Here is a 24789-nt window from a genome sequence, read left to right on the forward strand (position 1 = left end):
TCGAAAGCCTCCGAAGCCCAGCGAACGCACCGGGCATCGGGGGCTTTCGCGTATTCGGACCCGTCCTTCTTAGAATGGCTCGGTGACCCCCAGCCCTGACAATCGCGCCGATGCCCTCCCCAAATCCTGGGATCCCGCTGCGGTAGAAGCCGACCTCTACCAGGGCTGGGTGGATGCCGGATACTTCACCGCCGACCCGGCCAGCGAAAAGCCGCCGTACTCGATCGTCTTGCCGCCGCCCAACGTGACCGGCAGCCTGCACATGGGCCACGCGCTCGACCACACCCTGATGGATGCCCTCACCCGGCGTAAGCGGATGCAGGGATATGAGGTGCTGTGGCTGCCCGGGATGGATCATGCCGGCATCGCAACCCAGACTGTGGTGGAAAAGCAGCTCGCCGCTGAGGGGCTGAGCCGGCAAGGCATGGGCCGCGAGTCGTTCGTCGAGAAGGTCTGGGACTGGAAGCGCGAATCCGGCGGCACCATCGGCGGGCAGATGCGTCGCCTCGGTGACGGTGTGGACTGGAGCCGCGACCGTTTCACCATGGACGAGGGCCTGTCGCGCGCGGTGCGCACCATCTTCAAGCGGCTGTTCGATGCGGGTCTGATCTACCAGGCCGAGCGGTTGGTCAACTGGTCACCGGTGCTGGAGACCGCGATCAGCGACCTCGAGGTCAAGTATTCCGACGTCGAGGGCGAGCTGGTTTCGTTCCGCTACGGCTCGATGAACGACGACGAGCCCCACATCGTCGTGGCCACCACCCGCGTCGAGACCATGCTCGGTGACACCGCGATCGCGGTGCACCCCGACGATGAGCGCTACCGCCACCTGGTCGGCAAAACCCTGCCGCACCCGTTCGTCGATCACGAGATGATCGTGGTCGCCGACACTCACGTCGACCCCGAATTCGGTACCGGCGCAGTCAAAGTCACCCCGGCGCACGACCCGAACGACTTCGAGATCGGGTTGCGCCATCAGCTGCCGATGCCGACGATCATGGACGCCAAGGGCCGGATCGCCGACACCGGAACGCAATTCGACGGCATGGACCGGTTCGAGGCCCGGATCAAGGTCCGAGAGGCGCTGACCGAACAGGGTCGGATCGTCGCAGAGAAGCGGCCCTACCTGCACAGTGTCGGGCACTCCGAGCGCAGCGGCGAGCCCATCGAGCCCCGGCTGTCCCTGCAGTGGTGGGTCAAGGTGGACGGCCTGGCCAAGGCCGCCGGCGACGCGGTGCGCAACGGCGACACCGTGATTCATCCGCCCAGCCTGGAGCCGCGATGGTTCGCCTGGGTGGACAACATGCACGACTGGTGCATTTCCCGGCAGCTGTGGTGGGGACACCGCATCCCGATCTGGCACGGCCCCAACGGCGAGACGGTGTGCGTCGGCCCCGACGAGACCCCGCCGGAGGGCTGGGTCCAGGATCCCGATGTGCTCGACACCTGGTTCTCGTCGGCACTGTGGCCGTTCTCCACCATGGGCTGGCCCGAGCACACCCCGGACCTGGCCAAGTTCTATCCGACCTCGGTGCTGGTCACCGGCTACGACATCCTGTTCTTCTGGGTGGCCCGGATGATGATGTTCGGCACGTTCGTCGGTGACGATCCGGCCATCACGTTCGACGGCGCCCGCGGTCCGCAGGTCCCCTTCGAGAACGTCTTCCTGCACGGCCTGATCCGCGACGAGTTCGGCCGCAAGATGAGCAAGTCGCGGGGCAACGGCATCGACCCGCTGGACTGGGTGGAGAAGTTCGGCGCCGACGCGCTGCGATTCACCCTGGCCCGCGGCGCCAGCCCCGGGGGTGACCTGTCTATCGGCGAGGACCACGCCAGGGCCTCCCGCAACTTCGCCACCAAGCTGTTCAACGCGACCCGCTTTGCGTTGATGAACGGTGCGGCGCCCGCTCCGCTGCCCGCCGCGAGTGATCTCACCGACGCCGACCGCTGGATCCTCGGTCGACTCGAAGAGGTTCGCGCCGAAGTGGATGCGGCACTGGACAGCTATGAGTTCAGCCGGGCCTGCGAATCGCTGTACCACTTCGCCTGGGACGAATTCTGTGACTGGTACGTCGAATTGGCCAAGGTGCAGCTCGGTTCCGAAAAAGATCAAGCCGTCGCGCATACGACCGCCGTCTTGGCGGCCGTCCTCGACGCGCTGCTCAAGCTGCTGCACCCGGTCATGCCGTTCGTCACCGAGACGCTGTGGAAGGCGCTCACCGACGGCGAGTCGATCGTCATCGCAGCGTGGCCGCAGCCCTCGGGTATCGCGCTCGATCCTGTTGCAACACAACACATTGCCGACATGCAGAAGCTGATCACCGAGGTGCGTCGCTTCCGCAGCGACCAAGGCTTGGCCGATCGGCAGCGGGTCCCGGCCCGACTGTCGGCGGTCACCGAGGCCGGTCTGACCGAGCACCTGCCCGCGGTGACAGCGTTGGCCTGGCTGACCGACGCCGGTGACGGTTTCACCCCGTCGGCCTCGGTCGAGGTGCGCCTGACGCAGGCCACGGTGCTCGTCGAGGTGGACACCTCGGGCACCGTCGACGTCGCCGCCGAGCGGCGGCGGTTGGAAAAGGATCTGGCCGCTGCGCAGAAGGAACTGGCCACCACGACGGCCAAGCTCGGCAACGAGGCGTTCCTGGCCAAGGCACCCGAGAACGTCGTCGACAAGATCCGCGGACGCCAACAGCTGGCCTCCGAAGAGGTCGAACGGATCACCGCACGCCTGGCCGGGCTGCCCCAATGACCGATCCGGTCCCTTCGCCGGACGAGATCGCCGCGCTGCTGCAGGTCGAGCATTTGCTCGATCAGCGGTGGCCCGAGACCAAGCTGGATCCCAGCACGGCACGGATCTCCGCCCTGCTGGAGTTGCTGGGCTCGCCGCAGCGGGCCTACCCGTCGATCCACGTCGCGGGAACCAACGGTAAGACGTCGGTGGCACGCATCATCGATGCGTTGCTGGTCGCGCTGCACCGGCGCACGGGACGGACCACCAGCCCGCATCTGCAGTCGGCGGTGGAGCGCATCTCGATCGACGGAAAGCCCATCACCCCAGCGCAATACGTGAACGCCTACACCGAGATCGAACCGTTCGTGGAGTTGGTGGACCGACAGTCCGAAGCTGCCGGTGGCCCCAAGATGAGCAAGTTCGAGGTCCTCACCGCGATGGCCTTCGCCGCCTTCGCCGACGTGCCCATCGACGTCGGGGTCATCGAGGTCGGGATGGGTGGACGCTGGGATGCCACCAACGTCGTCAATGCCCCGGTCGCGGTGATCACCCCGATCGGCATCGACCACACCGACTATCTGGGTGAGACGATCGCCGAGATCGCGGGGGAGAAGGCCGGCATCATCACGCGGCAACCCGATGACCTGGTGCCGACCGACACCGTGGCGGTCATCGGCAAGCAGGTGCCGGAGGCCATGGAAGTGCTGCTGGCAGAGACGGTGCGCGCCGACGCGGCCGTGGCCCGCGAGGACTCCGAATTCGCGGTCCTCAGCCGGCAGGTTGCCATCGGCGGGCAGCTGCTGGAACTGCAGGGGCTGGGCGGGGCGTACTCCGACATCTTCCTGCCGCTGCACGGCGAGCATCAGGCCCACAACGCGGTTCTCGCGCTGGCCGCGGTCGAGGCGTTCTTCGGTGCCGGCGCCGACCGTCAGCTCGATGTCGAGGCGATCCGGGCCGGCTTCGCGGAGGTGCGAAGCCCCGGGCGCATGGAGCGAATGCGAAGTGCACCAACTGTTTTCATCGACGCCGCACACAATCCGGCCGGCGCCGCGGCGCTGGCGCAGACCCTGCAGCAGGAGTTCGATTTCCGCAACCTGGTCGGTGTGGTGTCGGTGATGGCGGACAAGGACGCCGGTGGCATCCTGACCGCGTTGGAGCCGGTGTTCGATCAGATCGTGGTCACCCACAACGGCTCGCCGCGGGCGATGGACGTCGAGTCGCTGGCATCGCTGGCCGAGGAGCGCTTCGGGCAGGACCGGGTGATCACCGCCACGACGTTGGCGGATGCCATCGAGACCGCCACCGCCCTGGTCGAGGAGGCCGGGGCCGACGAAGGCCTGTCCGGGGCCGGCATGGTGATCACTGGCTCGGTGGTGACTGCCGGCGCGGCCCGGACCCTGTTCGGACGGGACCCACAGTGAGCGATCAAACCCCTGGCGATCAGACGCCGAGCGACAAGCCGGCCCCGCCGGACCCGTGGAAGAGTTTCCGCGGGGTGATGGCGGGGACACTGATCCTGGAGGCCATCGTGGTGTTGCTGGCCCTGCCGGTGGTGGGAGTCAGCGCCACCGGACTGACCTGGACCTCGGGCGGATTCGTGGTCGGGCTGGCCGTAGTGCTGATTTTGATGTCGGGGATCCAGGGCCGCTCGTGGGCCATCTGGGCGAACCTGGGTATTCAGCTGGTGGTGATCGCCGGAGCGCTCATCCATGGGGCCATCGGTTTCATCGGGGTGATATTCGCCGTGGTCTGGCTACTGATCGTGTATCTGCGCGGCGAGGTCAAACGCCGGCAGGATCGTGGTCTGCTGCCGGGGCAGCAACCGCCCAGCGAATAGGGCGGAGATAGCTGCGCCACAGGGCGGGCCCGGTCGGGCCCCCGAAATGGCGCGGCGCGGTTACCGACCGGTACGCTTCCTGCCGTGACTGAGCAGACCCTTGTCCTGATCAAGCCCGACGGCGTGCAGCGCCACCTGGTCGGGGAGATCCTCGGCCGGATCGAGCGGAAGGGTCTGACCCTGGCAGCGCTCGAACTGAAGAACGTCAGCGTTGAGCTGGCCAAGAAGCACTATGCCGAGCATGACGGCAAGCCGTTCTTCGATTCGCTGCTGGAGTTCATCACCTCCGGTCCCGTTGTCGCGGCCATCGTGGAAGGCCCGCGTGCCATCGCGGCGTTCCGTCAGATCGCCGGCGGCACCGACCCGGTGGAGAAGGCTGTGCCCGGCACCATCCGTGGTGACCTGGCACTTGTGACCCAGGACAACCTCGTCCACGGTTCGGATTCTCCGGAGTCTGCGGCCCGCGAGATCGCCCTGTGGTTCCCTGGCGAAGCCTCCGCCGGATAAACCTTCTCGCAGTCTGGTCAGTACCGCGTCAGTGATGTGGGATACTGGGTGCGGGTAGCCGGCCTCAACCGAGGCTGAAAACCCGAATGAAGACTTCGACGAGCGCGACCACCGCAATCCGGTGCGGCGCGGGCCGTCCAGCCATCATTCAGCCAGGCACCGGGTGGGTTCGGTAGCGAGCCGCCCGGAGCGAGACCACAACAAGTCCGGGGAAAGTGTCCCGGGCCAATAGCGGAAGCCCTCGCGTGGCCGCGTCATCTGACGCGCCCGGGGGCTTGAGGAGAATTCGTGGCCGAAGACGCCCAGAATGACGACCTATCAACCCAGACTCCGCAACAGGAGGGACTGCCCGAGCGCCTGAGAGTCCACTCGCTGGCGCGGGTCCTCGGCACCACCAGCAGGCGCGTGCTCGATGCGCTGGCAGAGTTCGACGGGCGTCAGCGCAGCGCGCACTCCACAATCGACAAGGTCGACGCCGAGCGGGTCCGTGAGGCGCTGGCGGCCGAACCGGCAGAACCTGTGGAAGCGGAGTCGGTCCAGGTCGAGGCCGTCACGGTCACCGAGTCTGTGGTGACCGCGGTCGAGGGCTCGGCCGGTGGCGAGCAGCAGGCCGACCCCGTCCTGGTCGGCGACGAGCCAGAGTCCCGGTTGATCCTGGAGACGGCGAACATTCCCACGGAACGGGAGGCGCACACCGAGCGGGCCGATTACCTGCCGCTGTTCGTGGCCCCGCAGCCCGTCAGCTTCATTCAGGTACACGTCGACGAGGACGACGAGGACGACGACGACACCACTGACACCGACACCGACTCCGACGGCGATGACGAACAGGCGGATCGTCCCGCCGCGCGCCGGCGCCGGCGCGGTCGCCGGGGGCGTGGTCGTGGGCGCGGCGAGCAGTCCGACGACAACGCACCCGAATCGGGTCCGGATTCCGATTCCGACAGCGCCGACGACCAGAGCGAATCCGACCAGGATTCCGATGACTCCGACGAGTCGGACGACGGCAACGACGAGGACACCACCGGCGGCGACGGCAGCAGTCGCCGTCGGCGTCGTCGCCGGCGACGCAAGTCGGGCTCGGGTGACAACGATGACGCCGGCTCGCCGGATGACCCGCCCAACACCGTCGTGCACGAGCGCGCCCCGCGCGCCGAGCGGTCCGGCAAGGGCAGCGATGATTCGGAGATCCAGGGGATCAGCGGATCGACCCGCCTGGAAGCCAAACGCCAGCGCCGCCGTGACGGCCGCGACGCGGGTCGCCGTCGCCCGCCCATCCTGAGCGAGGCCGAGTTCCTGGCCCGCCGCGAGGCTGTCGAACGCACCATGATCGTGCGCGACAAGGTCCGCACCGAACCGCCCCACGAGGGTGCTCGCTACACCCAGATCGCGGTGCTCGAAGACGGCGTGGTCGTCGAGCATTTCGTGACCTCGGCCGCATCGGCTTCCCTGGTGGGCAATATCTATCTGGGCATCGTGCAGAACGTGTTGCCTTCCATGGAGGCCGCATTCGTCGACATCGGCCGCGGCCGCAACGGTGTGCTCTACGCCGGTGAGGTGAACTGGGAGGCCGCCGGGCTCGGCGGCTCGAACCGCAAGATCGAGCAGGCACTCAAGCCGGGCGACTACGTGGTGGTCCAGGTCAGCAAGGACCCGGTGGGGCACAAGGGCGCCCGCCTCACCACCCAGGTGTCACTGGCCGGCCGTTACCTGGTCTACGTGCCGGGGGCGTCGTCGACAGGGATCAGTCGCAAGCTGCCCGACACCGAACGCCAGCGGCTCAAGGAGATCCTCAAAGAGGTCGTGCCCGCCGATGCCGGCGTGATCATCCGCACCGCCTCCGAGGGCGTGAAGGAGTCCGACATCCGCTCCGATGTCGAGCGGCTGCAGCAGCGCTGGACCGAAATCGAGGCCAAGGCCGCCGAGGTCACCGAGAAGAAGGCCGGCTCGGCCGTCGCGCTCTACGAAGAGCCCGACGTCCTGGTCAAGGTCATCCGCGACCTGTTCAACGAGGATTTCTCGGGTCTGATCGTTTCCGGTGACGAGGCGTGGGACACGATCAACAAGTACGTGAGCACCGTCGCCCCCGACCTGGTTGGGCGGCTGACGAAGTACGAACCCGCCGGTGGCGCCGATGCTCCCGATGTCTTCGCCGTGCACCGCATCGATGAGCAACTGGCCAAGGCCATGGACCGCAAGGTGTGGCTGCCTTCCGGCGGAACTCTCGTCATCGACCGCACCGAGGCGATGACCGTCGTCGACGTCAACACGGGCAAGTTCACCGGCGCCGGCGGCAACCTCGAGCAGACCGTCACCCGCAACAACCTCGAAGCCGCCGAGGAGATCGTGCGGCAACTGCGTTTGCGCGATATCGGCGGCATCGTGGTCATCGACTTCATCGACATGGTTCTCGAATCGAACCGGGATCTGGTGCTGCGCCGCCTCACCGAGGCACTCGGCCGGGACCGTACCCGTCATCAGGTGTCGGAAGTGACCTCACTGGGGTTGGTGCAGCTGACCCGGAAGCGGTTGGGTACCGGACTGGTCGAGGCGTTCTCGACCTCATGCACGCATTGCGGCGGCCGCGGCATCGTGTTGCACGGTGATCCGGTCGACACCGCCTCATCGTCGAACGCCGGTCGCAAGGCCGAAGCCAGCGGCGGCGGTCGCCGCAGCAAGCGCGGCAAGCGGGGCAACGCCCGTCCCGAGCCCGAAGAGGTACCAGTCGTCAAGGTGCCCGACCATCCGGCCGGCGAACACCCGATGTTCAAGGCGATGGCCGAGGCCAACGGCCGGCACCACGACGACGACGAATCGCTCGACGAGTCGGTCGAAGAGGGCACCGCCGGCAAGACCGGCAAGGACGAGAGCGACGAGCAGGTCACGGCCGAGCTCGTGGACGTGCCCGACGAATCCACCGACGGCGAGTTCGGCACGCAGGACACCGACGAGTCCGAGGAGTCCGAAGACGTATCTGACGACGAGGACGAGGGCGAGATCGACCTCGACGACGAGGACCTCGACGACGACGACGATGACGACCTGGACGAGATCGACGACGATTCGGACGAGGATGACGACTCGGACGAGGACGACTCCGACGAGTTCGACTATGCCGAAGACTCAGACGATCCCGACCAGGAGACCTACCAGGTGTCGGAGCCCGTGGTCGTCGAGGCACCGCCGAGCCGGGGCCGCACCCGTCGGCGCGCCGCAGCCAGGCCGGCGGGGCCGCCCAGCCACGAGTAGCGGGCGGTTTGACCCTCTACCAGCTGGTCAAGTACCCTTGACCAGTTGTCTCCAGTGCCTGCGGTAGTCGCAGGCCGGTGACGGCGGGGCATCCCGCCACCCAAGACCCGCGCACGCACCGACCGGTAGCGCGCGCCCGCAGAGAGCAGCAGAGCAGAGGACACGATGGCGACATACGCAATCGTCAAGACCGGTGGCAAGCAGTACAAGGTTGCCGCCGGTGACGTGGTGAAGGTTGAGAAGCTCGACGCCGAGCCCGGCGCCTCGGTGTCGCTGCCCGTGGCCCTCGTGGTCGACGGCGCCAAGGTCACCAGCAAGGCCGATGACCTGGCCAAGGTCGCCGTGACCGGCGAGGTGCTGGAGCACACCAAGGGCCCCAAGATCCGCATCCACAAGTTCAAGAACAAGACCGGCTACCACAAGCGCCAGGGGCACCGTCAGCAGCTGACCGTGCTCAAGGTCACCGGCATCAAGTGATGAGCCGTCAGGCGAAGAACAGGCAGCAGAGGGCGAGGGACATATAAATGGCACACAAGAAGGGCGCTTCCAGCTCGCGCAACGGTCGTGAATCCGCAGCACAGCGGCTCGGCGTCAAGCGCTTCGGTGGTCAGGTCGTCAAGGCCGGCGAGATTTTGGTGCGGCAGCGCGGCACCCACTTCCACCCCGGCGTGAACGTCGGCCGTGGCGGCGACGACACCCTGTTCGCGCTGGCCCCGGGCTCCGTGGAGTTCGGTTCCAAGCGTGGCCGCAAGCACGTGAACATTGTTCCCGTGCCGCGCCCGGAGGCCTGAGACAAAGAGGATTCTCCGCGAATGTGAAGCAGCTGCGAGTTCTCGATAGGACTATCGCGATAGCTTCACATTCGACGGAGAGGATGTCCGATGCCCCGGTTTGTCGACCGCGTCGTCATCCACGCGAGTGCAGGGAACGGCGGCCACGGCTGCGCATCGGTGCACCGCGAGAAATTCAAACCCCTCGGCGGTCCTGACGGCGGCAACGGTGGCCGCGGCGGCAGCATCGTGCTCGTCGTGGATCCACAGGTCCACACGCTGCTGGACTTCCACTTCCATCCCCATGTCGTTGCACCCTCGGGTAAGCAGGGGGCGGGCAGCAACCGGGATGGCGCCGCCGGTGAAGATCTGATCGTGCGCGTGCCGGACGGCACGGTGGTGCTCGACGAGAACGGCCGGATGCTGGCCGACATGGTCGGTGCCGGTACCCGATTCGAAGCCGCGCAAGGTGGTCGTGGCGGCTTGGGCAATGCCGCCTTGGCCTCGCGGGCGCGAAGGGCCCCCGGCTTCGCCCTGCTCGGTGAGAAGGGCCAGACCCGCGACCTCACCCTGGAGCTCAAGACCGTCGCCGATGTCGGCCTGATCGGCTTCCCTTCGGCGGGCAAATCGTCTCTGGTGTCGACCATCTCGGCAGCCAAACCCAAAATCGCCGACTACCCGTTCACCACGCTGGTGCCCAACCTCGGTGTGGTGTCGGCCGGCGACAACACCTTCACCGTCGCCGACGTTCCCGGCCTGATTCCCGGTGCGTCCGAGGGCCGGGGTCTCGGCCTGGACTTCCTGCGGCACCTCGAGCGCTGCGCGGTGCTCGTGCATGTCGTGGATTGCGCCACCATGGAGCCCGGCCGCGACCCGATCTCCGACATCGAGGCACTGGAAGCCGAACTCGCGGCATACACGCCGACCCTGCAAGGCGATTCCACCCTCGGTGATCTGGCGTCACGCCCACGGGCGGTGGTGCTCAACAAGATCGACGTGCCCGATGCCCGGGAGCTGGCCGACTTCGTGCGCGAAGAGGTTGCCGAACGGTTCGGCTGGCCGGTGTACGAGATCTCGACGGTCAGCCGTGACGGGTTGCGCCCGTTGATCTTTGCGCTCTGGGAGCTGGTCAAGGCCTATCGTGACGCGCAGCCGGCCGTGGTGCCGCGCCGTCCGGTGATTCGGCCGATCGCCGTCGACGAGAGCGGATTCACCGTCGAGACCGACGGGTACGGCGGGTTCATCGTGCGTGGCACGCGTCCCGAGCGCTGGATCGCCCAGACCAACTTCGACAACGACGAGGCCGTCGGCTACCTCGGTGACCGGTTGGCGCGTCTGGGAGTCGAGGATGAGCTGTTGAAGTTGGGCGCCAAGCCCGGCTGCGCGGTGACCATCGGTGACATGACCTTCGACTGGGAGCCGCAGACCCCGGCCGGTGTCGACATGCCGATGACCGGCCGAGGCACCGACATTCGGCTCGAGCAGACCGACCGGACCGGTGCCGCCGAGCGCAAGGCTGCCCGACGGGAGCGCCGCCAGCCCGGTAGCGAGGACGCGTGAGCGCTCATCGCCAGGCGATTCGCACCGCGCGCAGGGTAGTCGTCAAGGTCGGTACCACCGCACTCACCACCCCGTCAGGGGTCTTCGACGCAGGTCGGCTCGCGGTCCTGGTCGAGGCGATCGAAGACCGGATGAGAGCCGGCTCCGACCTGGTGATCGTGTCCTCGGGTGCCATCGCGGCCGGAATTGAGCCGCTCGGACTTTCGAGGCGCCCAACGGATCTGGCCACCAAGCAGGCCGCCGCCAGTGTGGGGCAGGTGGCCCTGGTCAATGCATGGAGTTCGGCGTTCGCCGTCTACAGCCGCACAGTCGGCCAGGTTCTGCTGACTGCCCACGACATCGCCATGCGGGTGCAGCACAACAATGCTCAACGCACGCTGGACCGGTTGCGTGCCCTGCACGCGGTGGCGATCGTCAACGAGAACGACACCGTGGCCACCAACGAGATCAGGTTCGGTGACAATGACCGGCTTTCGGCGCTGGTGGCGCAGCTGGTCGGTGCCGATGCGCTGATCCTGCTGTCCGATATCGACGGCCTGTACGACTCTGACCCCCGAAAAGGTAACGCGCGCTTCATTCCCGAGGTGGCCGCCCAAGTGGATCTTGACGGGGTGGTGGCCGGCGCCGGCAGCCACCTGGGTACCGGCGGGATGGCCTCGAAGCTGTCGTCGGCGCTGCTGGCCGCCGATGCCGGCGTGCCGGTGCTGCTGGCCGCCGCTGCGGATGCCGGTGCAGCCCTGAGCGATGCCTCGGTGGGCACCGTGTTCGCACCGCGGCCCGAGCGGATGTCGGCGCGGCGCTTCTGGGTTCGCCATGCCGCGGAGTCGCACGGGGCGTTGACCCTCGACGACGGCGCGGTGCGGGCGGTGGTCAAGCAGCGGCGCTCGCTGCTGCCGGCGGGGATCACCGAGGTCGCCGGACAGTTCCACGGCGGCGACGTGGTGGATCTCCGGGGGCTTGACGGGCAAACCGTCGCGCGCGGCGTGGTGGCCTACGAGGCCTCGGAGCTGGCCGCGATCATCGGCCGTTCCACGCCGGATCTGCCGGCCGAGCTGCGCCGGCCCGCGGTGCACGCCGACGATCTGGTCGCCATCTAGCGATTTGTGCACCTCTGGTAACGCTGACCGTTACGGGCGGTGCACAAATCACTGGGGTGGGCACTCCAGATAGAGCGCACCCCAGATGATCTGGGTGAGGGTGGCGGCCAGCTCGGCGTCGTAGGACGCCGGCTGTGACGGCAGATTCTGGTGGCAGGTGCGCTCCACCATCCAGGTCAGCGCGCTCGCGGTCGTCGCGGCAGGCAGTTGCGGCCGGATCGACCCGTCGGCCTGCCCGCCCTCGATGACTTCCGTGAGCTGGTCGGTGATCCCGGTCAGCAACTCACGGTACGTCTGCCCGACGAGTGGGTCGTAGCCCGACATCTCGTTGAGCGCGATCAGGATCGGCTGGTGGCGCCGGTAGCTGGCGATGATGCCGGCCATGGCGGCGTGGACGTCGGCAGGGTCGCGTTGTCCGGCCACGCCCCACCACCGTTCGGCGGCCTGGGTCAGATCGCCGAACACCTGGCTGGCTAGCCGGCGCAGCAGATGGCCCTTGTCTTCGAAGTAGATGTAGAAGCTGGCGCGGGAGATCCCGGCCTCGGTGGCCAGTTTGTCGACGCTGAGCTCGGTGAAGCTGGTGCCGTCGGCCATCAGTCGGTCGGTGGCATCGAGCAACTGGCGTTCGATCCGCTCGCGCCGTTCCTCCCTTTTGGCCTGCGGTTTTCGCGTTACCGATGGCATGTCCCCAGCGTATCGGAACGCGTCACACCTTGACTAGACACAATGTCTAGACTTATTGTCACCGACATGAGTGTGTCGCCTATCACATCAGCCCCGTCCTGGCCCCCTGCCGCTCGCCCCTACGACCCGATCGACCTGTCGTCACGGGTGTTCTGGGCCACCACGGCTGCCGATCGCGAGGTGGCCTTCGCGGAGCTGCGTGCCTCGCGCCCGGTGAGTTGGCATCCACCGGTCGAAGACGCCCTGATGCCCGATCCCGCCGATCGCGGCTTCTGGGCGGTTACCCGGCACGCCGACATCGTCGCGGTCAGCCGTGACAGCGAGACATTCCTGTCGGGCAAAGGGGTGCTGTTCGAATCCATTCCGGAGGAGCTACTCGAGGCGTCACAGTCTTTCCTGGCGATGGACGCGCCGCGGCACACACTGATCCGCAAACTGGTCCACGCGGCGTTCACCCCCCGGCAGGTGGCCCGCATCGAAGACTCGATCAAGGAGAACGCGCGCCAGATCGTGGCCGAACTCAAGGAAGTCGGCAGCGGGGTGGACTTCGTCGACCAGTGCGCCAAGGAGCTGCCGATTCGCACGCTGTCGGACATGGTCGGGATACCCGAGTCCGAACGTCAGCGGGTGGCACATGCTGCGGATGCGCTGGTGTCCTGGGCCGACCCTGTCTACCTCGCCGGGCGCGACCCGCTCGAGGTGCTGCTGCAGAACCAGATGTACCTGCATCAGGTCGCGAATGCGCTTGCCGCAGAACGCAGGCAGAACCCGGGCAACGATCTGATCAGCGCGCTGGTCCACGCCGAGGTCGACGGGGACCGGCTCACCGATGCCGAGGTCGCGGCGTTCTTCGTCCTGCTGGCGGTGGCAGGCAACGACACCACCCGCCAGACCACCAGCCACGCCCTCAAAGCGCTCACCGACCATCCTGGCCAGAGGGCCTGGCTCATGGCGGATTTCGACGACCGGATCGGCGGCGCCGTCGAAGAGTTCGTCCGCTGGGCCACACCGGTGATGACGTTTCGCCGCACTGCGGCCGTCGATGTCGAGCTCGGCGGAGCGCAGATCGCGGCGGGGGAGAAGGTGGTGATGTTCTATTCCTCGGGTAACCGGGATGGCCAGGTGTTCGACCGGCCCGAGGTCTTCGATCTGAGCCGAAAGCCCAATCCGCACCTGGGATTCGGGGGCGGTGGCCGCCACTTCTGCCTCGGCGCACACGTCGCCCGGACGCAGTTACGGGCGATCTTCGGTGAGCTGCTGCACCAGCTGCCCGACATCGCGGCGGGCGAACCGGCCTATCTGGCGGGCAACTTCGTGCACGCTATCCGGTCGATGCCGTGCACGTTCTGAGCTCGCCGGCCAACAGGGCCAGCATCTCCGAACAGCCCGCTTCGACCTTCACCGCCGCCAGGTCGTCGCCGCGGGTGGCGCCGCGGTTGATGATGCCGACCGGGATGCCGTGGGCTGCGGCATGCCGGACGAACCGGTAGCCGGAGTAGACGGTAAGAGAGGATCCCGCCACCAACAGCGCCTCGGCCTCGTCCACCATCGAATAGGCCTGCTCGACACGGTCTTTGGGGACACTCTCGCCGAAGTAGACGATGTCGGGTTTGAGCATGCCCGCACAGGCCTGGCAGCCCACGATGACGAACGACTCGGTTTCGCGCACCACGGCGTCGGCGTCGGGAGCCACCGCGATCCCACCGACCGCCTCGGCGCGTTCGATGAATCCGGGATTGGCCGCCTCCAGCAGCGTGGCCAACTCGTCGCGACCCATCGTCGCGCCGCAGTCCAGGCAGACCACCTGCGCGTAGGTGCCGTGCAGGTTGACCACCGATCGGCTGCCGGCCTTGCTGTGCAGCAGATCGACGTTCTGGGTGATCAGTCCGTTCACCACACCGGTGGATTCCAATGCGGCCAGGGCCCGGTGCCCGGCGTTGGGCATGGTTTCGTCCATGTGGCGCCAGCCGACATGGTTGCGGGCCCAGTACCGTTGCCGGAACAGCGGATCGGAGGTGAACTGCCGGATGGTCATCGGATTGCTGGGCGGGGAGTCGGGCCCGCGGTAGTCGGGGATGCCCGAATCGGTCGACATCCCGGCCCCGGTCAACACCGCGACGCGGCGCCCCTGAAGCAGGGCGACGAGTTCGGGAGCATCCACGAGGTCCAGGGTAGATCGGAACTCACCGGAGGCAGCGGGCACCGGCAATGAGTGTGGGAGAGTGGCGGAGTGCCGGTCTCGACAGCCTCTCCCGAATTCGCTGACCGTACCCGGCGGGTGGCGGAGGTGGCGCTGGAGGCCGGGCGTGCGCTGGGCCTGCCTGCTACGAACACGACGGTGCTGCACGACGCGTTCTCGATCGTCGTCCGCCTGGAACCGACCCCGGTGGTGGCGCGCGTCCAGGTTGTGCTGCCACCAGGGATGACACCCCAGGCCCAGGCTGAGCGGCAACAGCGGGAACTGGACGTGGTCGCCTGGCTCGACAGTCAGGGCCTACCGGTCGTGGTTCCGGCACCGATGCTGCCCCGGTCGCCCGTGCGCCGAGAGGGGTTCGGGATGACGTTCTGGGAGCTGGTCGATGTTGCGGCGGACCATGAGCCGTACTCGGCCGTCTCCATGGCTCATACCGCGACGCTGCACGCGGCCCTTGCGCGATATCCGGACGAATTGCCGTTTCTCACCCCGGTCAACCGGTCGCTCGGCGGCTTGATCGACAACTTGGACGATGCGGCGCCGTTGCTGCCGAGCGATGTCAGCCGAATACGCGACGAATACGCGGCGCTGCGATCGGTGCTCGCCGACCGTGCCTCGTTCGAGGCCAGGTTCCCCGACGTGAGTGTTCAGACCATTCACGGGGACGGGCCGGCGCTCAACGTCATCCGGACCACCGACGGCGTGCGGTTCGCCGATTTCGAGGACGTCACTTGTGGTCCGGTGGAGTGGGATCTCGCGCTGGCCGGCCCGGCGGCGGTGGCCGAGTACGACGCGGCGGCGCGGGAACTGGGCTTGCGAGTCACGAATCCCGAGGTGCAGCGTTTGGTCGATGCCGCCGCGACGTTGACCATGGTCAGCTGTGTGGCCCTGATACCTCAGCTACCGGTGCTCGCCGACGGAGTGCTGCCGATGGTGGAGTCTTGGCGCGAGTCTGCGCCCCTGACCTGAAATTCATCCGAGGCACTCGGCGGCAGGGATCACTTCGGCGCTCATGTTGCGCCGCATCATCTCCAGCGCGGCCTGGCCCAGGCCGGCATCGATGTGCGCCACCGCGTCAGCCGGGATCACCACGTCGAAATGGCGCACGTACGCGTCCAGGGCGCTGTAGAGGATGCACTGCTCGGTGACCTGGCCCGCCAGGATCAACCGCCGGGTCTCCAGCCGGCCCAGCAGATAATCGAGTGCGGTCGCATAGAACACGCTGTGGCGCACCTTGGTCAGCAGCAGGCAGCCGTCCGCGGGTGCGATCGGGCGCACCAGGTCCGGATGCGCACCGGTCAGGGCGGACTCGACGATGTCGCTGAACTGGGCGGTGAAATCGCCGTAGTTGTCGTTGACGTAGATCAGGTCGACATCGTCGCGGCCGCGCGCCGTCTCGATCAGCCCGACCAGCGGATCGATGATCGCTGCCACATTGGGTGCCAGCAATTCGGCATCCTCGTGCCGGTAGGTGTTGAGCATGTCTACGACCACCAGTGCGGTATCGCTCATGCGTCAATTGGTACCCGCTGGCCCGATCTTGACACTTTTCGGGTGACAATGGGCGCGATGGACTTCTACAGCGCCTATCGACACGGTTTCGCGCGGGTTGCCGCCTGCACTCACCACACAGCGCTGGCGGATCCGCCGGCGAACGCCGAATCGGTGCTCCGGTTGGCGCAGGCCTGCCACGACGACGGTGTGGCTGTCGCGGTGTTCCCCGAATTGACCTTGTCGGGGTACTCGATCGACGACATCGTCATGCAGGATGCGCTGCTGGAATCGGTGGAACAGGCGCTTGTCGAAATCGTCGCGGCGTCGGTGGTGTTGACGCCGGTCCTGGTGGTGGGCGCGCCCCTGCGGTACCGGCATCGGATCTACAACACGGCGGTGGTCATCCACCGGGGCGCGGTGCTCGGTGTGGCACCCAAGTCCTATCTGCCGACGTACCGCGAGTTCTACGAGCGCAGGCAGATGGCTCCCGGCAACGATGTGCGTGGCACCATCCACGTGGCCGGTGCCGAGGTGCCGTTCGGGCCCGACTTGTTGTTCGTGGCCTCCGATGTTCCCGGTCTGGTGCTGCACGTCGAGATCTGCGAGGACATGTTCGTGCCGGTGCCACCCAGCGCGCAGGCTGCGATGGCCGGCGCCACGGTGCTGGCCAATCTCTCGGGCAGCCCCATCACGGTCGGTCGCGCCGAAGATCGTGCGCTGCTGGCACGTTCGGCCTCATCGAGGTGTCTGGCGGCGTATGTGTACGCTGCGGCCGGCGAGGGGGAGTCGACGACCGACCTGGCTTGGGACGGCCAGACCATGATCTGGGAGAACGGGCTGCTGCTCGCCGAGAGCGAGCGCTTTCCGCGGGGTGAACGGCGCTCGGTGGCCGACGTGGACCTGGAGTTGCTGCGGTCCGAGCGGCTGCGGATGGGCACTTTCGATGACAACGCCAGACATCATGGCGCCCAAGTGGATTCATTCCGCCGCATCGATTTCCAGCTCGACCCGCCGACCGACGACATCGGGCTGCGGCGTGAGGTCGAGCGGTTTCCGTTCGTTCCGGCGGACCCCACACGGTTGCAACAGGATTGCTACGAGGCCTACAACATCCAGGTTTCCGGGCTGGAGCAACGGCTGCGGGCGCTGAACTACCCCAAGGTGGTCATCGGGGTGTCCGGTGGTTTGGATTCCACGCATGCCCTGATCGTGGCCGCGCGGGCGATGGACCGGGAAAACCGGCCACGCAGCGACATCCTCGCGTTCACCTTGCCCGGCTTCGCCACCGGTGACCGGACCAAGAACAACGCCATCCGGTTGAGCCGTGCCCTGGGTGTGACGTTCGAAGAGATCGACATCAAGAAGACTGCCGAGCTGATGCTCACCGAGATGGACCATCCGTTCGGCCGGGGCGAGAAGGTTTACGACGTCACGTTCGAGAACGTGCAGGCCGGTTTGCGCACCGACTACCTGTTCCGGTTGGCCAACCAGCGCGGCGGCATCGTCTTGGGCACCGGCGACCTGTCCGAGCTGGCGCTGGGCTGGTCGACCTATGGGGTCGGTGACCAGATGTCGCACTACAACGTCAACGGCGGTGTGCCGAAAACCCTGATCCAGCACCTGATCCGCTGGGTGATCTCGTCGGGGCAGTTCGGCTCCGAGGATTCCGAAGTCAACGAGGTGTTGCAGTCGGTACTGGAAACCGAGATCACCCCGGAGCTGGTCCCCACCGGGGAGGACGAGGAGATCCAGAGCAGCGAGGCCAAGGTCGGTCCGTATGTGCTGCAGGACTTTTCGTTGTTCCAGGTGCTGCGCTACGGGTTCCGTCCGTCCAAGGTGGCGTTTCTGGCCTGGCACGCCTGGCATGACGCGGCCCATGGGGATTGGCCCGCCGGGTTCCCCGAGGACAAGCGCCCGGCGTACTCGCTCAAAGAGATCCGGCACTGGCTGCAGGTGTTCGCGCAGCGGTTCTACTCGTTCTCCCAGTTCAAGCGTTCGGCGCTGCCCAATGGTCCCAAGGTGTCGCACGGCGGATCCCTCTCGCCGCGCGGGGATTGGCGGGCGCCCTCGGACATGTCGGCACGTATCTGGCTCGACGAGATCGAGCGGAACATCCCCGAGCAATAGATGCCGAGGTGGGCCTGGTCAGCGTCTAGAGGCGGCCCTGTGCCCGCAGGTCCGGATGTACCCACTCCGGTGAGCGGCGGGCCTTGAACGCGCGGAAGCCCTCCATCGCCTCCTCGCCGCTGTAGCTGGCCTTCATGCCGATCCGGTCGTAGAGGCCCATGTAGCTGTCCAGGCTGGACTTGACCACCCCGCGGGCCCGGGGTGCGGTCCGGCAGCATTGGCTGAGCACTTCCGTTGCCGCAGAGAGCAGTTCGTCGTGGGGGACCACGCGGGCGACCATGCCCCAGTCGACCGCCTCCTGCGCCGTGAGGGTGCGGCCGGTGAACATCAGGTCGCGGGTGCGCACGGGTCCGATGAGGCGCGCGAGCATCTGGCTGTAGTAGGTGTCGGCGATGCCGCGGTACAACTCGGGTACCCGGAACGTGGCGCGGTCGCTGACCACGGCCATGTCGCTGCAGATCGCGATCTGCAACCCGCCGCCCTGGCACAACCCGTTGACCGCGCTGACCACCGGCTTGACCGATTGGCGCAGGGTTTCGAACGGCGTGACATCCATCGACAGGGCCGCGCCGAAACTCATCCAGTCGTCGACGCCGTTGCCGCCACCGAGGTCACCACCCGGTGCGAACACGTCCCCGGCCCCGGTGATGAGCAGGCCGGCCAGATCCGGGTCGGCCTCGACATGGGTGACCGCGTACCGGATGCCGAAGTACATGGCCGGTGTCATCGCGTTGCGGGCCTCCGGGCGATCGAGGGTGACGACGCCGAACGGACCCCGTCGCTCGAATTTGAGATAGGGGGTGCCGAGCCAGTCGCCGTCGGGTGGCCGTGGGGAGAGTCCCTGCGTCATGGTGGCGACTATAACGTCAACGGTATCGGCTTCAGTTGGCCGTCTCAGGGGGTCAGGACGGCGTCGACGTCGGCGGCCGACGGCGCGCAGTCGCCGGCCCCGCGCACCAAGGTGGCCAGGGCCCCGGCCGCGCAGGCGCGCCGCAGCGCCTGCTCGTGGCCCGCGGTCCATCCGGCGGCCAGCACCCCGGCGAACACGTCGCCGGCGCCGGCCGTGTCCAGAGCCTGCACCGTGGGGGCCGGCACGTCGAAGCGCTCGTCGGAGCTCAGATAGCTGGCGCCTCGTGCGCCTCGGGTGATCACCAGATGCCGCACCGGCCAATGCCACTCGGCCGCCTCGGTCTCGTTCACCACCACCACGTCGACCAGTTCCGACAGGGCCAGCAGGTGATGGGCGGGGGTGCCCCCGGGCGACGCGTTGAGCATCACCACCGCTCCGGCCGCCCGTGCCAGCTTGGCCGCCGCGATCGCCGTCGTCACCGGGATCTCCAACTGGATCAAGGTGACCTCGCTCCACACGATGGCGGAACGGGCCGCCGCGGAATCCACCTCGAGCCGCGAATTGGCACCCGGTGCCACCACGATGCAGTTCTCGCCGACGGTGTCGACCAGGATCGCCGCCGATCCGCTCGGACCGGGCACACAGGCCACGGACTCGGCGCCGACCCCGTTGGCCTGGAGATGACGGCGCAGGATCGTGGCGGCCGCATCGTCACCGATCGCGGCCACCAGTTCCACCTCGGCACCGGCGCGCGCGGCCGCCACCGCCTGGTTTCCGCCCTTGCCGCCGGGCGCCGAAGCCAGCGAGGAGGCGAGCACCGTCTGCCCCGGGCGCGGCAGTGCGCCGACGGTGAACGTGAGATCGGCGTTGATACTCCCGACGACGCAAACACGCGCAGCGGCCATGGATGAAAAGGCTAGTTGCTACCGGCGCCTGACACCTGTCGAAGCACCTCAACTCCTCCGATACGCTGGCTAGATGAGCGTTCAGACAGAGTCTCCGACGACTGCCGTGCCCGACGCCGACCTGCGTGGGCAGGTGCACGAGGCCGCGCGTCGGGCCCGCGTCGCCGCCCGCGTCCTGGGCACCCTGAGCGCCGAGACGAAGAACCGCGCGCTGCATGCCGCCGCCGACAGCGTGCTGGCTCACGTCCACGAGATCCTGGCCGCCAATGCCGCCGACGTCGAGGCCGCGCGGGCGGCCGGGACCCCCGAGTCGATCCTGGACCGCCTGGCGCTCAACCCACAGCGGGTCGACGGCATCGCCGCCGGTCTGCGTCAGGTCGCCGGACTGCCCGATCCGGTCGGCGAGGTGTTGCGCGGCCGCACCCTGCCCAACGGGCTGCAACTGCGTCAGCAGCGGGTGCCCCTCGGCGTCGTCGGAATGGTGTACGAGGGCAGGCCCAACGTCACGGTCGACGCCTTCGGGCTCACCCTGAAATCGGGTAATGCCGCTCTGCTGCGCGGCAGTTCGTCCGCGGCCCGGTCCAACGAGGCGCTCGTGGCCGCGCTGCGTTCGGCTCTGGCATCGGTCGGTCTGCCCCTGGATGCCGTGCAACTGCTGCCCAGCCATGACCGCGCCAGCGTCACCCATCTGATCCAGGCCCGCGGCCTGGTCGACGTGGTGATCCCGCGCGGGGGCGCCGGCCTGATCGAGGCCGTGGTGCGCGATGCGCAGGTACCCACCATCGAGACCGGCGTCGGCAATTGTCATGTCTATGTTGATTCCTCGGCTGACATCGACCTGGCCTGCAAGATCCTGCTGAACTCCAAGACCCGCCGTCCCAGCGTCTGTAACGCCGCCGAGACCCTGCTGGTCGACAAGGCGCTGGAGGCCACCGCGCTGCCGCTGCTGACCGCGGCCCTGCGCGAGGCCGGGGTCACGGTGCACGCCGATCCCACCGACGAGGAGTTGCACACCGAGTTCCTCTCGATGGACATCGCCGTGGCCCTGGTGGATGGGGTCGACGGGGCGATCGCCCACATCAACACGTACGGCACCGGGCACACCGAGGCCATAGTGACAACGGATCTTGCTGCGGCCCAACGATTCACCGAGCAGGTGGACGCGGCCGCGGTGATGGTCAACGCGTCCACCGCGTTCACCGACGGAGAGCAGTTCGGTTTCGGCGCCGAGATCGGCATCTCCACCCAGAAGCTGCATGCCCGCGGACCCATGGGCCTGCCCGAACTGACCTCGACCAAATGGATCGTGTGGGGAGACGGTCAGACCCGCCCGGCCTAACCCGCCGACCAGACACAGACCAGGAGACCACATGAGCGTGCCCGCTCGCCCCGCTCCGTTGTTCGCCGACATCGACGATGTCGCGCGGCGCCTGGCGGAGACCGGATATCTGCCCGACACCGCCACCGCGACAGCGGTTTTCCTCGCCGACCGGCTCGGCAAACCGTTGCTCGTGGAGGGGCCCGCGGGCGTCGGCAAGACCGAACTGGCCCGCGCGGTCGCGGCGACCACGGGCTCGGAGCTGGTCCGGTTGCAGTGCTATGAGGGCGTGGACGAAGCCCGCGCACTCTACGAGTGGAACCACGCCAAGCAGATCCTGCGAATCCAGGCCGGACAGGCCGGCGGGTCGGGCACCGATTGGGACCAGACCAAGGACGACGTGTTCAGCGAGGAGTTCCTGCTGACCCGTCCGCTGCTGACCGCGATCAAGCGCACCGACCCGACCGTCCTGCTGGTCGACGAGACCGACAAGGCCGACATCGAGATCGAAGGCCTGTTGCTGGAGGTGCTTTCCGACTTCGCGGTCACCGTCCCGGAACTCGGCACCATCACCGCCGAACGGCCGCCGTTCGTGCTGCTCACCTCCAATGCCACCCGTGAGCTTTCCGAGGCGCTCAAGCGTCGCTGCCTGTTCCTGCACATCGACTTCCCAGACCCGGACCTGGAGCGCCGCATCCTGCTGTCCCGGGTGCCCGAGCTTCCCGAGCACATCGCCACCGAACTGGTGCGGATCATCGGCGTGCTGCGGGGGATGCAGCTCAAGAAGCTGCCGTCGGTCGCCGAGACCATCGACTGGGGCCGCACCGTCCTGGCCCTGGGACTGGACACCATCGACGACGAGATGATCGCCGCCACCCTGGGTGTGGTGCTCAAACACCAGTCAGACCAAGTGCGAGCCGCCGGCGAGCTGAGGCTGAACTAAATGGTTCCCCGCCGGGTTCGACCGCCCCAGCCGCTGGCCCCTCACGGTTGGCCCGGGCACCTTGTCGAGTTCGTAGAAGCCCTTCGCGGGCAAGGGATCTCCGTCGGCCCGTCGGAGACGGTCGATGCGGGCCGGGTGATCACCGTGCTGGGGCTCGGCGACCGGGAGGCGTTGCGGGAGGGTATCGCGTGCGCGGTGCTGCGGCGTCCGGACCACCGCGAGACCTACGACGCGATGTTCGACCTGTTCTTCCCGGCGGCGCTCGGCGCGCGCACGGTGCTGGATGACGACGACGATGCCGCCGACGGCGACAGTCAGCCCCAGCTGCCGCCCGAGGACATCGAGGCGATGCGCGAGGCCCTGGTGCAGATGCTGGCCGACAACGAGGATCTGGCCAACCTCGACGACCGGATGGCAGCGATGATCGCGCGGATCGTCGAGGCCTACGGTCGATACAACTCCAGCCGCGGTCCGTCGTACTCGTCGTATCAGGCACTCAAGGCCATGAGCCTCGACGATCTGGAGGGCCGGCTGCTGGCCGGGCTGCTCGCGCCCTATGGCGAGGAGCCGACGCCGACCCAGGAGGAGATCGCCAAGGCCCTGGCCGCTCAGCGCGTCTCCCAGCTGCGCAAGATGGTCGAGTCCGAGACCAAGCGGCGCACCGCCGAGCAGCTGGGCCGAGACCACGTGCAGATGTACGGGGTGCCGCAGCTGGCCGAGAACGTCGAGTTCCTGCGCGCCTCCGGGGAGCAGCTGCGCCAGATGCGCAAGACCGTGCAGCCGCTGGCCCGCACGCTGGCGACGCGGCTGGCGGCCCGGCGTCGGCGGTCCCGGTCCGGCGAGATCGACTTGCGCAAAACACTGCGCAAGTCGATGTCCACCGGCGGTGTGCCGATCGACGTCGTGCTCAAGAAGCCGCATCCGGCCCGCCCCGAGCTCGTGGTGCTCTGCGATGTGTCGGGGTCGGTGGCCGGGTTCAGCCACTTCACCCTGATGCTCGTTTCGGCGCTGCGCCAGCAGTTCTCCCGGGTACGTGTGTTCGCCTTCATCGACACCACCGACGAGGTGACCGACATGTTCGGGCCCGAGGCCGATCTCGCGGTGGCGGTACAGCGCATCACCCGCGAGGCGGGGGTCTACACCCGCGACGGGCACTCCGACTACGGGCACGCTTTCGTGTCCTTCCTGGACAAGTACCCCAACGTGCTGTCGCCGCGCAGCTCGCTGCTGGTGCTGGGCGACGGCCGGAACAACTACCGAAACCCCCAGACGGAGCTGCTCGCGCACATGGTGTCTGCCAGTCGGCACGCGCACTGGCTCAACCCCGAGCCCAAGCATCTGTGGGGTAGCGGGGACTCCGCGGCACCGAAGTACCTCGAAACCATCCCGATGCACGAGTGCCGGTCGGCCAAACAGCTGGCCGCCGTGATCGACGGGTTGCTGCCGGTCTGAGCCGCGCGTGCGGCTGCCGTAAGCTGCCTCTTTGTGGCAAGACGGCGCAGGCTGGGTGTAATGGGCGGGACGTTCGATCCTGTCCACCACGGCCACCTGGTGGCCGCCAGCGAGGTCGCCGACCTGTTCGAACTCGACGAGGTGGTTTTCGTCCCGACCGGTCAGCCGTGGCAGAAGCACGATCGGCGGGTCAGCGCCGCTGAGGACCGTTATCTGATGACGGTGATCGCGACCGCCTCCAACCCGCGCTTCTCGGTCAGCCGGGTCGACATCGATCGGGGCGGCGCGACCTACACCAAGGACACCTTGCGTGACCTGCGCGACCTCAACGACGACACCGACCTGTACTTCATTACCGGCGCCGATGCGCTGGCATCGATCCTGTCCTGGCAGAACTGGGAGGATTTGTTCTCCATGGCGAGGTTCGTGGGCGTCAGCCGGCCGGGTTACGAGTTGGACGGTGAACATATCGAGGCGGCGCTGCGTGAGCTGCCGCCGGACGCATTGACGTTGGTCGAGGTGCCCGCGCTGGCGATCTCGTCCAGTGACTGCCGTAAGCGGGCCGCCGAAGGCCGGCCGATCTGGTACCTGGTACCCGACGGTGTGGTGCAGTACGTGGCCAAACGCGGGTTGTACTCCGCAGACGGGAAGGGTGAACGCATCATGGAGCCGATTCGATGAGCGCGACCGATGAGGCCGTCGCGATGGCGACGGTGGCCGCCCAGGCTGCCGCGGCCAAGCTGGCCGACGATGTGGTGGTCATCGATGTGTCGGGCCAGTTGGTGATCACCGACTGCTTCGTGATCGCATCGGCGTCCAACGAGCGACAGGTCAACGCGATCGTCGACGAGGTCGAAGAGAAGATGCGACTGGCCGGGTACAAGCCCGCGCGCCGCGAGGGCACCCGCGAGGGACGCTGGACGCTGCTCGATTACGTGGACATCGTGGTGCACATCCAGCACCAGGACGAGCGGGAGTTCTACGCCCTTGAGCGGTTGTGGCGAGACTGCCCGACGATTCCGGTCGAGCTTGGTGGTCCTGCGGACCCGGAGTTCACGGAATGAGGCAGCG

22 protein-coding genes are annotated in these 24789 nt (G+C 67.5%); 17 read left to right on the plus strand and 5 right to left on the minus strand.

Annotation, left to right across the window (positions count from 1 at the left end):
- The first annotated feature begins 82 nt into the window (after positions 1–82).
- The 9 genes from E0T84_RS10995 (at position 83) to proB (ending at position 11751) form a co-directional block, all read left to right on the plus strand.
- Positions 83–2749 carry a valine--tRNA ligase gene (locus E0T84_RS10995; protein ID WP_171054983.1) on the plus strand — a complete coding sequence of 889 codons (2667 nt, stop codon included), beginning with the start codon at positions 83–85 and terminating at the stop codon, positions 2747–2749.
- A complete protein-coding gene (locus E0T84_RS11000) occupies positions 2746–4152 on the plus strand; it encodes a folylpolyglutamate synthase/dihydrofolate synthase family protein (RefSeq protein WP_070189037.1) in 1407 nt (468 codons plus the stop codon). The genes E0T84_RS10995 and E0T84_RS11000 overlap by 4 nt, the downstream gene beginning before the upstream one ends.
- Before the next feature lie 77 nt (positions 4153–4229).
- On the plus strand, positions 4230–4568 hold the full coding sequence (locus E0T84_RS11005; RefSeq protein ID WP_083284534.1) for a DUF4233 domain-containing protein: 339 nt from the start codon (positions 4230–4232) through the stop codon (positions 4566–4568).
- Positions 4569–4652: 84 nt separating this feature from the next.
- Positions 4653–5075, plus strand: coding sequence for a nucleoside-diphosphate kinase (ndk, locus tag E0T84_RS11010; RefSeq protein WP_070189039.1), 423 nt, complete (start codon positions 4653–4655; stop codon positions 5073–5075).
- A gap of 288 nt (positions 5076–5363) precedes the next feature.
- On the plus strand, positions 5364–8324 hold the full coding sequence (locus E0T84_RS11015; RefSeq protein WP_138744480.1) for an Rne/Rng family ribonuclease: 2961 nt from the start codon (positions 5364–5366) through the stop codon (positions 8322–8324).
- 165 nt (positions 8325–8489) lie between these two features.
- Complete coding sequence (rplU, locus tag E0T84_RS11020) at positions 8490–8801, plus strand: 50S ribosomal protein L21 (protein ID WP_029367319.1); 312 nt, start codon at positions 8490–8492, stop codon at positions 8799–8801.
- A gap of 47 nt (positions 8802–8848) precedes the next feature.
- Positions 8849–9115, plus strand: coding sequence for a 50S ribosomal protein L27 (rpmA, locus tag E0T84_RS11025; RefSeq protein ID WP_003879727.1), 267 nt, complete (start codon positions 8849–8851; stop codon positions 9113–9115).
- A 90-nt stretch (positions 9116–9205) separates the two neighbouring features.
- Entirely contained in the window at positions 9206–10654 is a 1449-nt protein-coding gene (obgE, locus tag E0T84_RS11030) for a GTPase ObgE (RefSeq protein WP_070189041.1), read from the plus strand.
- Complete coding sequence (proB, locus tag E0T84_RS11035; protein WP_070189042.1) at positions 10651–11751, plus strand: glutamate 5-kinase; 1101 nt, start codon at positions 10651–10653, stop codon at positions 11749–11751. The genes obgE and proB overlap by 4 nt, the downstream gene beginning before the upstream one ends.
- A 48-nt stretch (positions 11752–11799) precedes the next feature.
- Here proB and E0T84_RS11040 read toward each other — a convergent pair whose 3' ends face one another.
- On the minus strand, positions 11800–12435 hold the full coding sequence (locus E0T84_RS11040; RefSeq protein ID WP_070189043.1) for a TetR/AcrR family transcriptional regulator: 636 nt from the start codon (positions 12433–12435) through the stop codon (positions 11800–11802).
- Between the two features lie 66 nt (positions 12436–12501).
- Here E0T84_RS11040 and E0T84_RS11045 point away from each other — a divergent pair, with 66 nt between their 5' ends.
- Positions 12502–13785, plus strand: a complete 1284-nt coding sequence (locus tag E0T84_RS11045; RefSeq protein ID WP_138744481.1) for a cytochrome P450 — start codon at positions 12502–12504, stop codon at positions 13783–13785.
- Here the strand turns inward: E0T84_RS11045 and E0T84_RS11050 are convergent.
- Positions 13757–14596, minus strand: coding sequence for an NAD-dependent protein deacetylase (locus E0T84_RS11050; protein WP_070189045.1), 840 nt, complete (start codon positions 14594–14596; stop codon positions 13757–13759). The genes E0T84_RS11045 and E0T84_RS11050 overlap by 29 nt on opposite strands.
- Before the next feature lie 69 nt (positions 14597–14665).
- Between E0T84_RS11050 and E0T84_RS11055 the strand changes: the two genes are divergently transcribed.
- Entirely contained in the window at positions 14666–15598 is a 933-nt protein-coding gene (locus E0T84_RS11055) for a phosphotransferase (protein ID WP_138744482.1), read from the plus strand.
- Between the two features lie 3 nt (positions 15599–15601).
- Here E0T84_RS11055 and E0T84_RS11060 read toward each other — a convergent pair whose 3' ends face one another.
- A complete protein-coding gene (locus E0T84_RS11060; protein ID WP_070943468.1) occupies positions 15602–16141 on the minus strand; it encodes a cysteine hydrolase family protein in 540 nt (179 codons plus the stop codon).
- Positions 16142–16198: 57 nt separating this feature from the next.
- Here E0T84_RS11060 and E0T84_RS11065 point away from each other — a divergent pair, with 57 nt between their 5' ends.
- A complete protein-coding gene (locus tag E0T84_RS11065) occupies positions 16199–18250 on the plus strand; it encodes an NAD(+) synthase (protein ID WP_138744483.1) in 2052 nt (683 codons plus the stop codon).
- A 25-nt stretch (positions 18251–18275) separates the two neighbouring features.
- Here E0T84_RS11065 and E0T84_RS11070 read toward each other — a convergent pair whose 3' ends face one another.
- Complete coding sequence (locus tag E0T84_RS11070) at positions 18276–19100, minus strand: enoyl-CoA hydratase/isomerase family protein (RefSeq protein ID WP_070189048.1); 825 nt, start codon at positions 19098–19100, stop codon at positions 18276–18278.
- 44 nt (positions 19101–19144) lie between these two features.
- Positions 19145–20005 (minus strand): ribokinase, encoded by an 861-nt coding sequence (locus E0T84_RS11075; protein ID WP_070189049.1) that lies wholly within the window; start codon positions 20003–20005, stop codon positions 19145–19147.
- Between the two features lie 73 nt (positions 20006–20078).
- On the opposite strand from E0T84_RS11075, the gene E0T84_RS11080 reads away from it, so the two are divergent.
- The 5 genes from E0T84_RS11080 to rsfS are packed head-to-tail and all read left to right on the plus strand — an operon-like array spanning position 20079 to position 24782.
- Positions 20079–21344, plus strand: a complete 1266-nt coding sequence (locus tag E0T84_RS11080; RefSeq protein WP_070189050.1) for a glutamate-5-semialdehyde dehydrogenase — start codon at positions 20079–20081, stop codon at positions 21342–21344.
- 31 nt (positions 21345–21375) lie between these two features.
- Positions 21376–22266 (plus strand): MoxR family ATPase, encoded by an 891-nt coding sequence (locus E0T84_RS11085; protein ID WP_070189051.1) that lies wholly within the window; start codon positions 21376–21378, stop codon positions 22264–22266.
- A complete protein-coding gene (locus E0T84_RS11090; protein WP_070943467.1) occupies positions 22267–23718 on the plus strand; it encodes a VWA domain-containing protein in 1452 nt (483 codons plus the stop codon).
- A gap of 33 nt (positions 23719–23751) precedes the next feature.
- A complete protein-coding gene (gene nadD, locus E0T84_RS11095; RefSeq protein WP_075909503.1) occupies positions 23752–24399 on the plus strand; it encodes a nicotinate-nucleotide adenylyltransferase in 648 nt (215 codons plus the stop codon).
- Positions 24396–24782, plus strand: a complete 387-nt coding sequence (gene rsfS, locus E0T84_RS11100) for a ribosome silencing factor (RefSeq protein ID WP_070189054.1) — start codon at positions 24396–24398, stop codon at positions 24780–24782. The genes nadD and rsfS overlap by 4 nt, the downstream gene beginning before the upstream one ends.
- Positions 24783–24789: the final 7 nt, after the last annotated feature.

Origin of the sequence: Mycobacterium sp. DBP42 (assembly GCF_005924235.1) — a bacterium.
Classification (GTDB): Bacteria; Actinomycetota; Actinomycetes; order Mycobacteriales; family Mycobacteriaceae; genus Mycobacterium; species Mycobacterium syngnathidarum.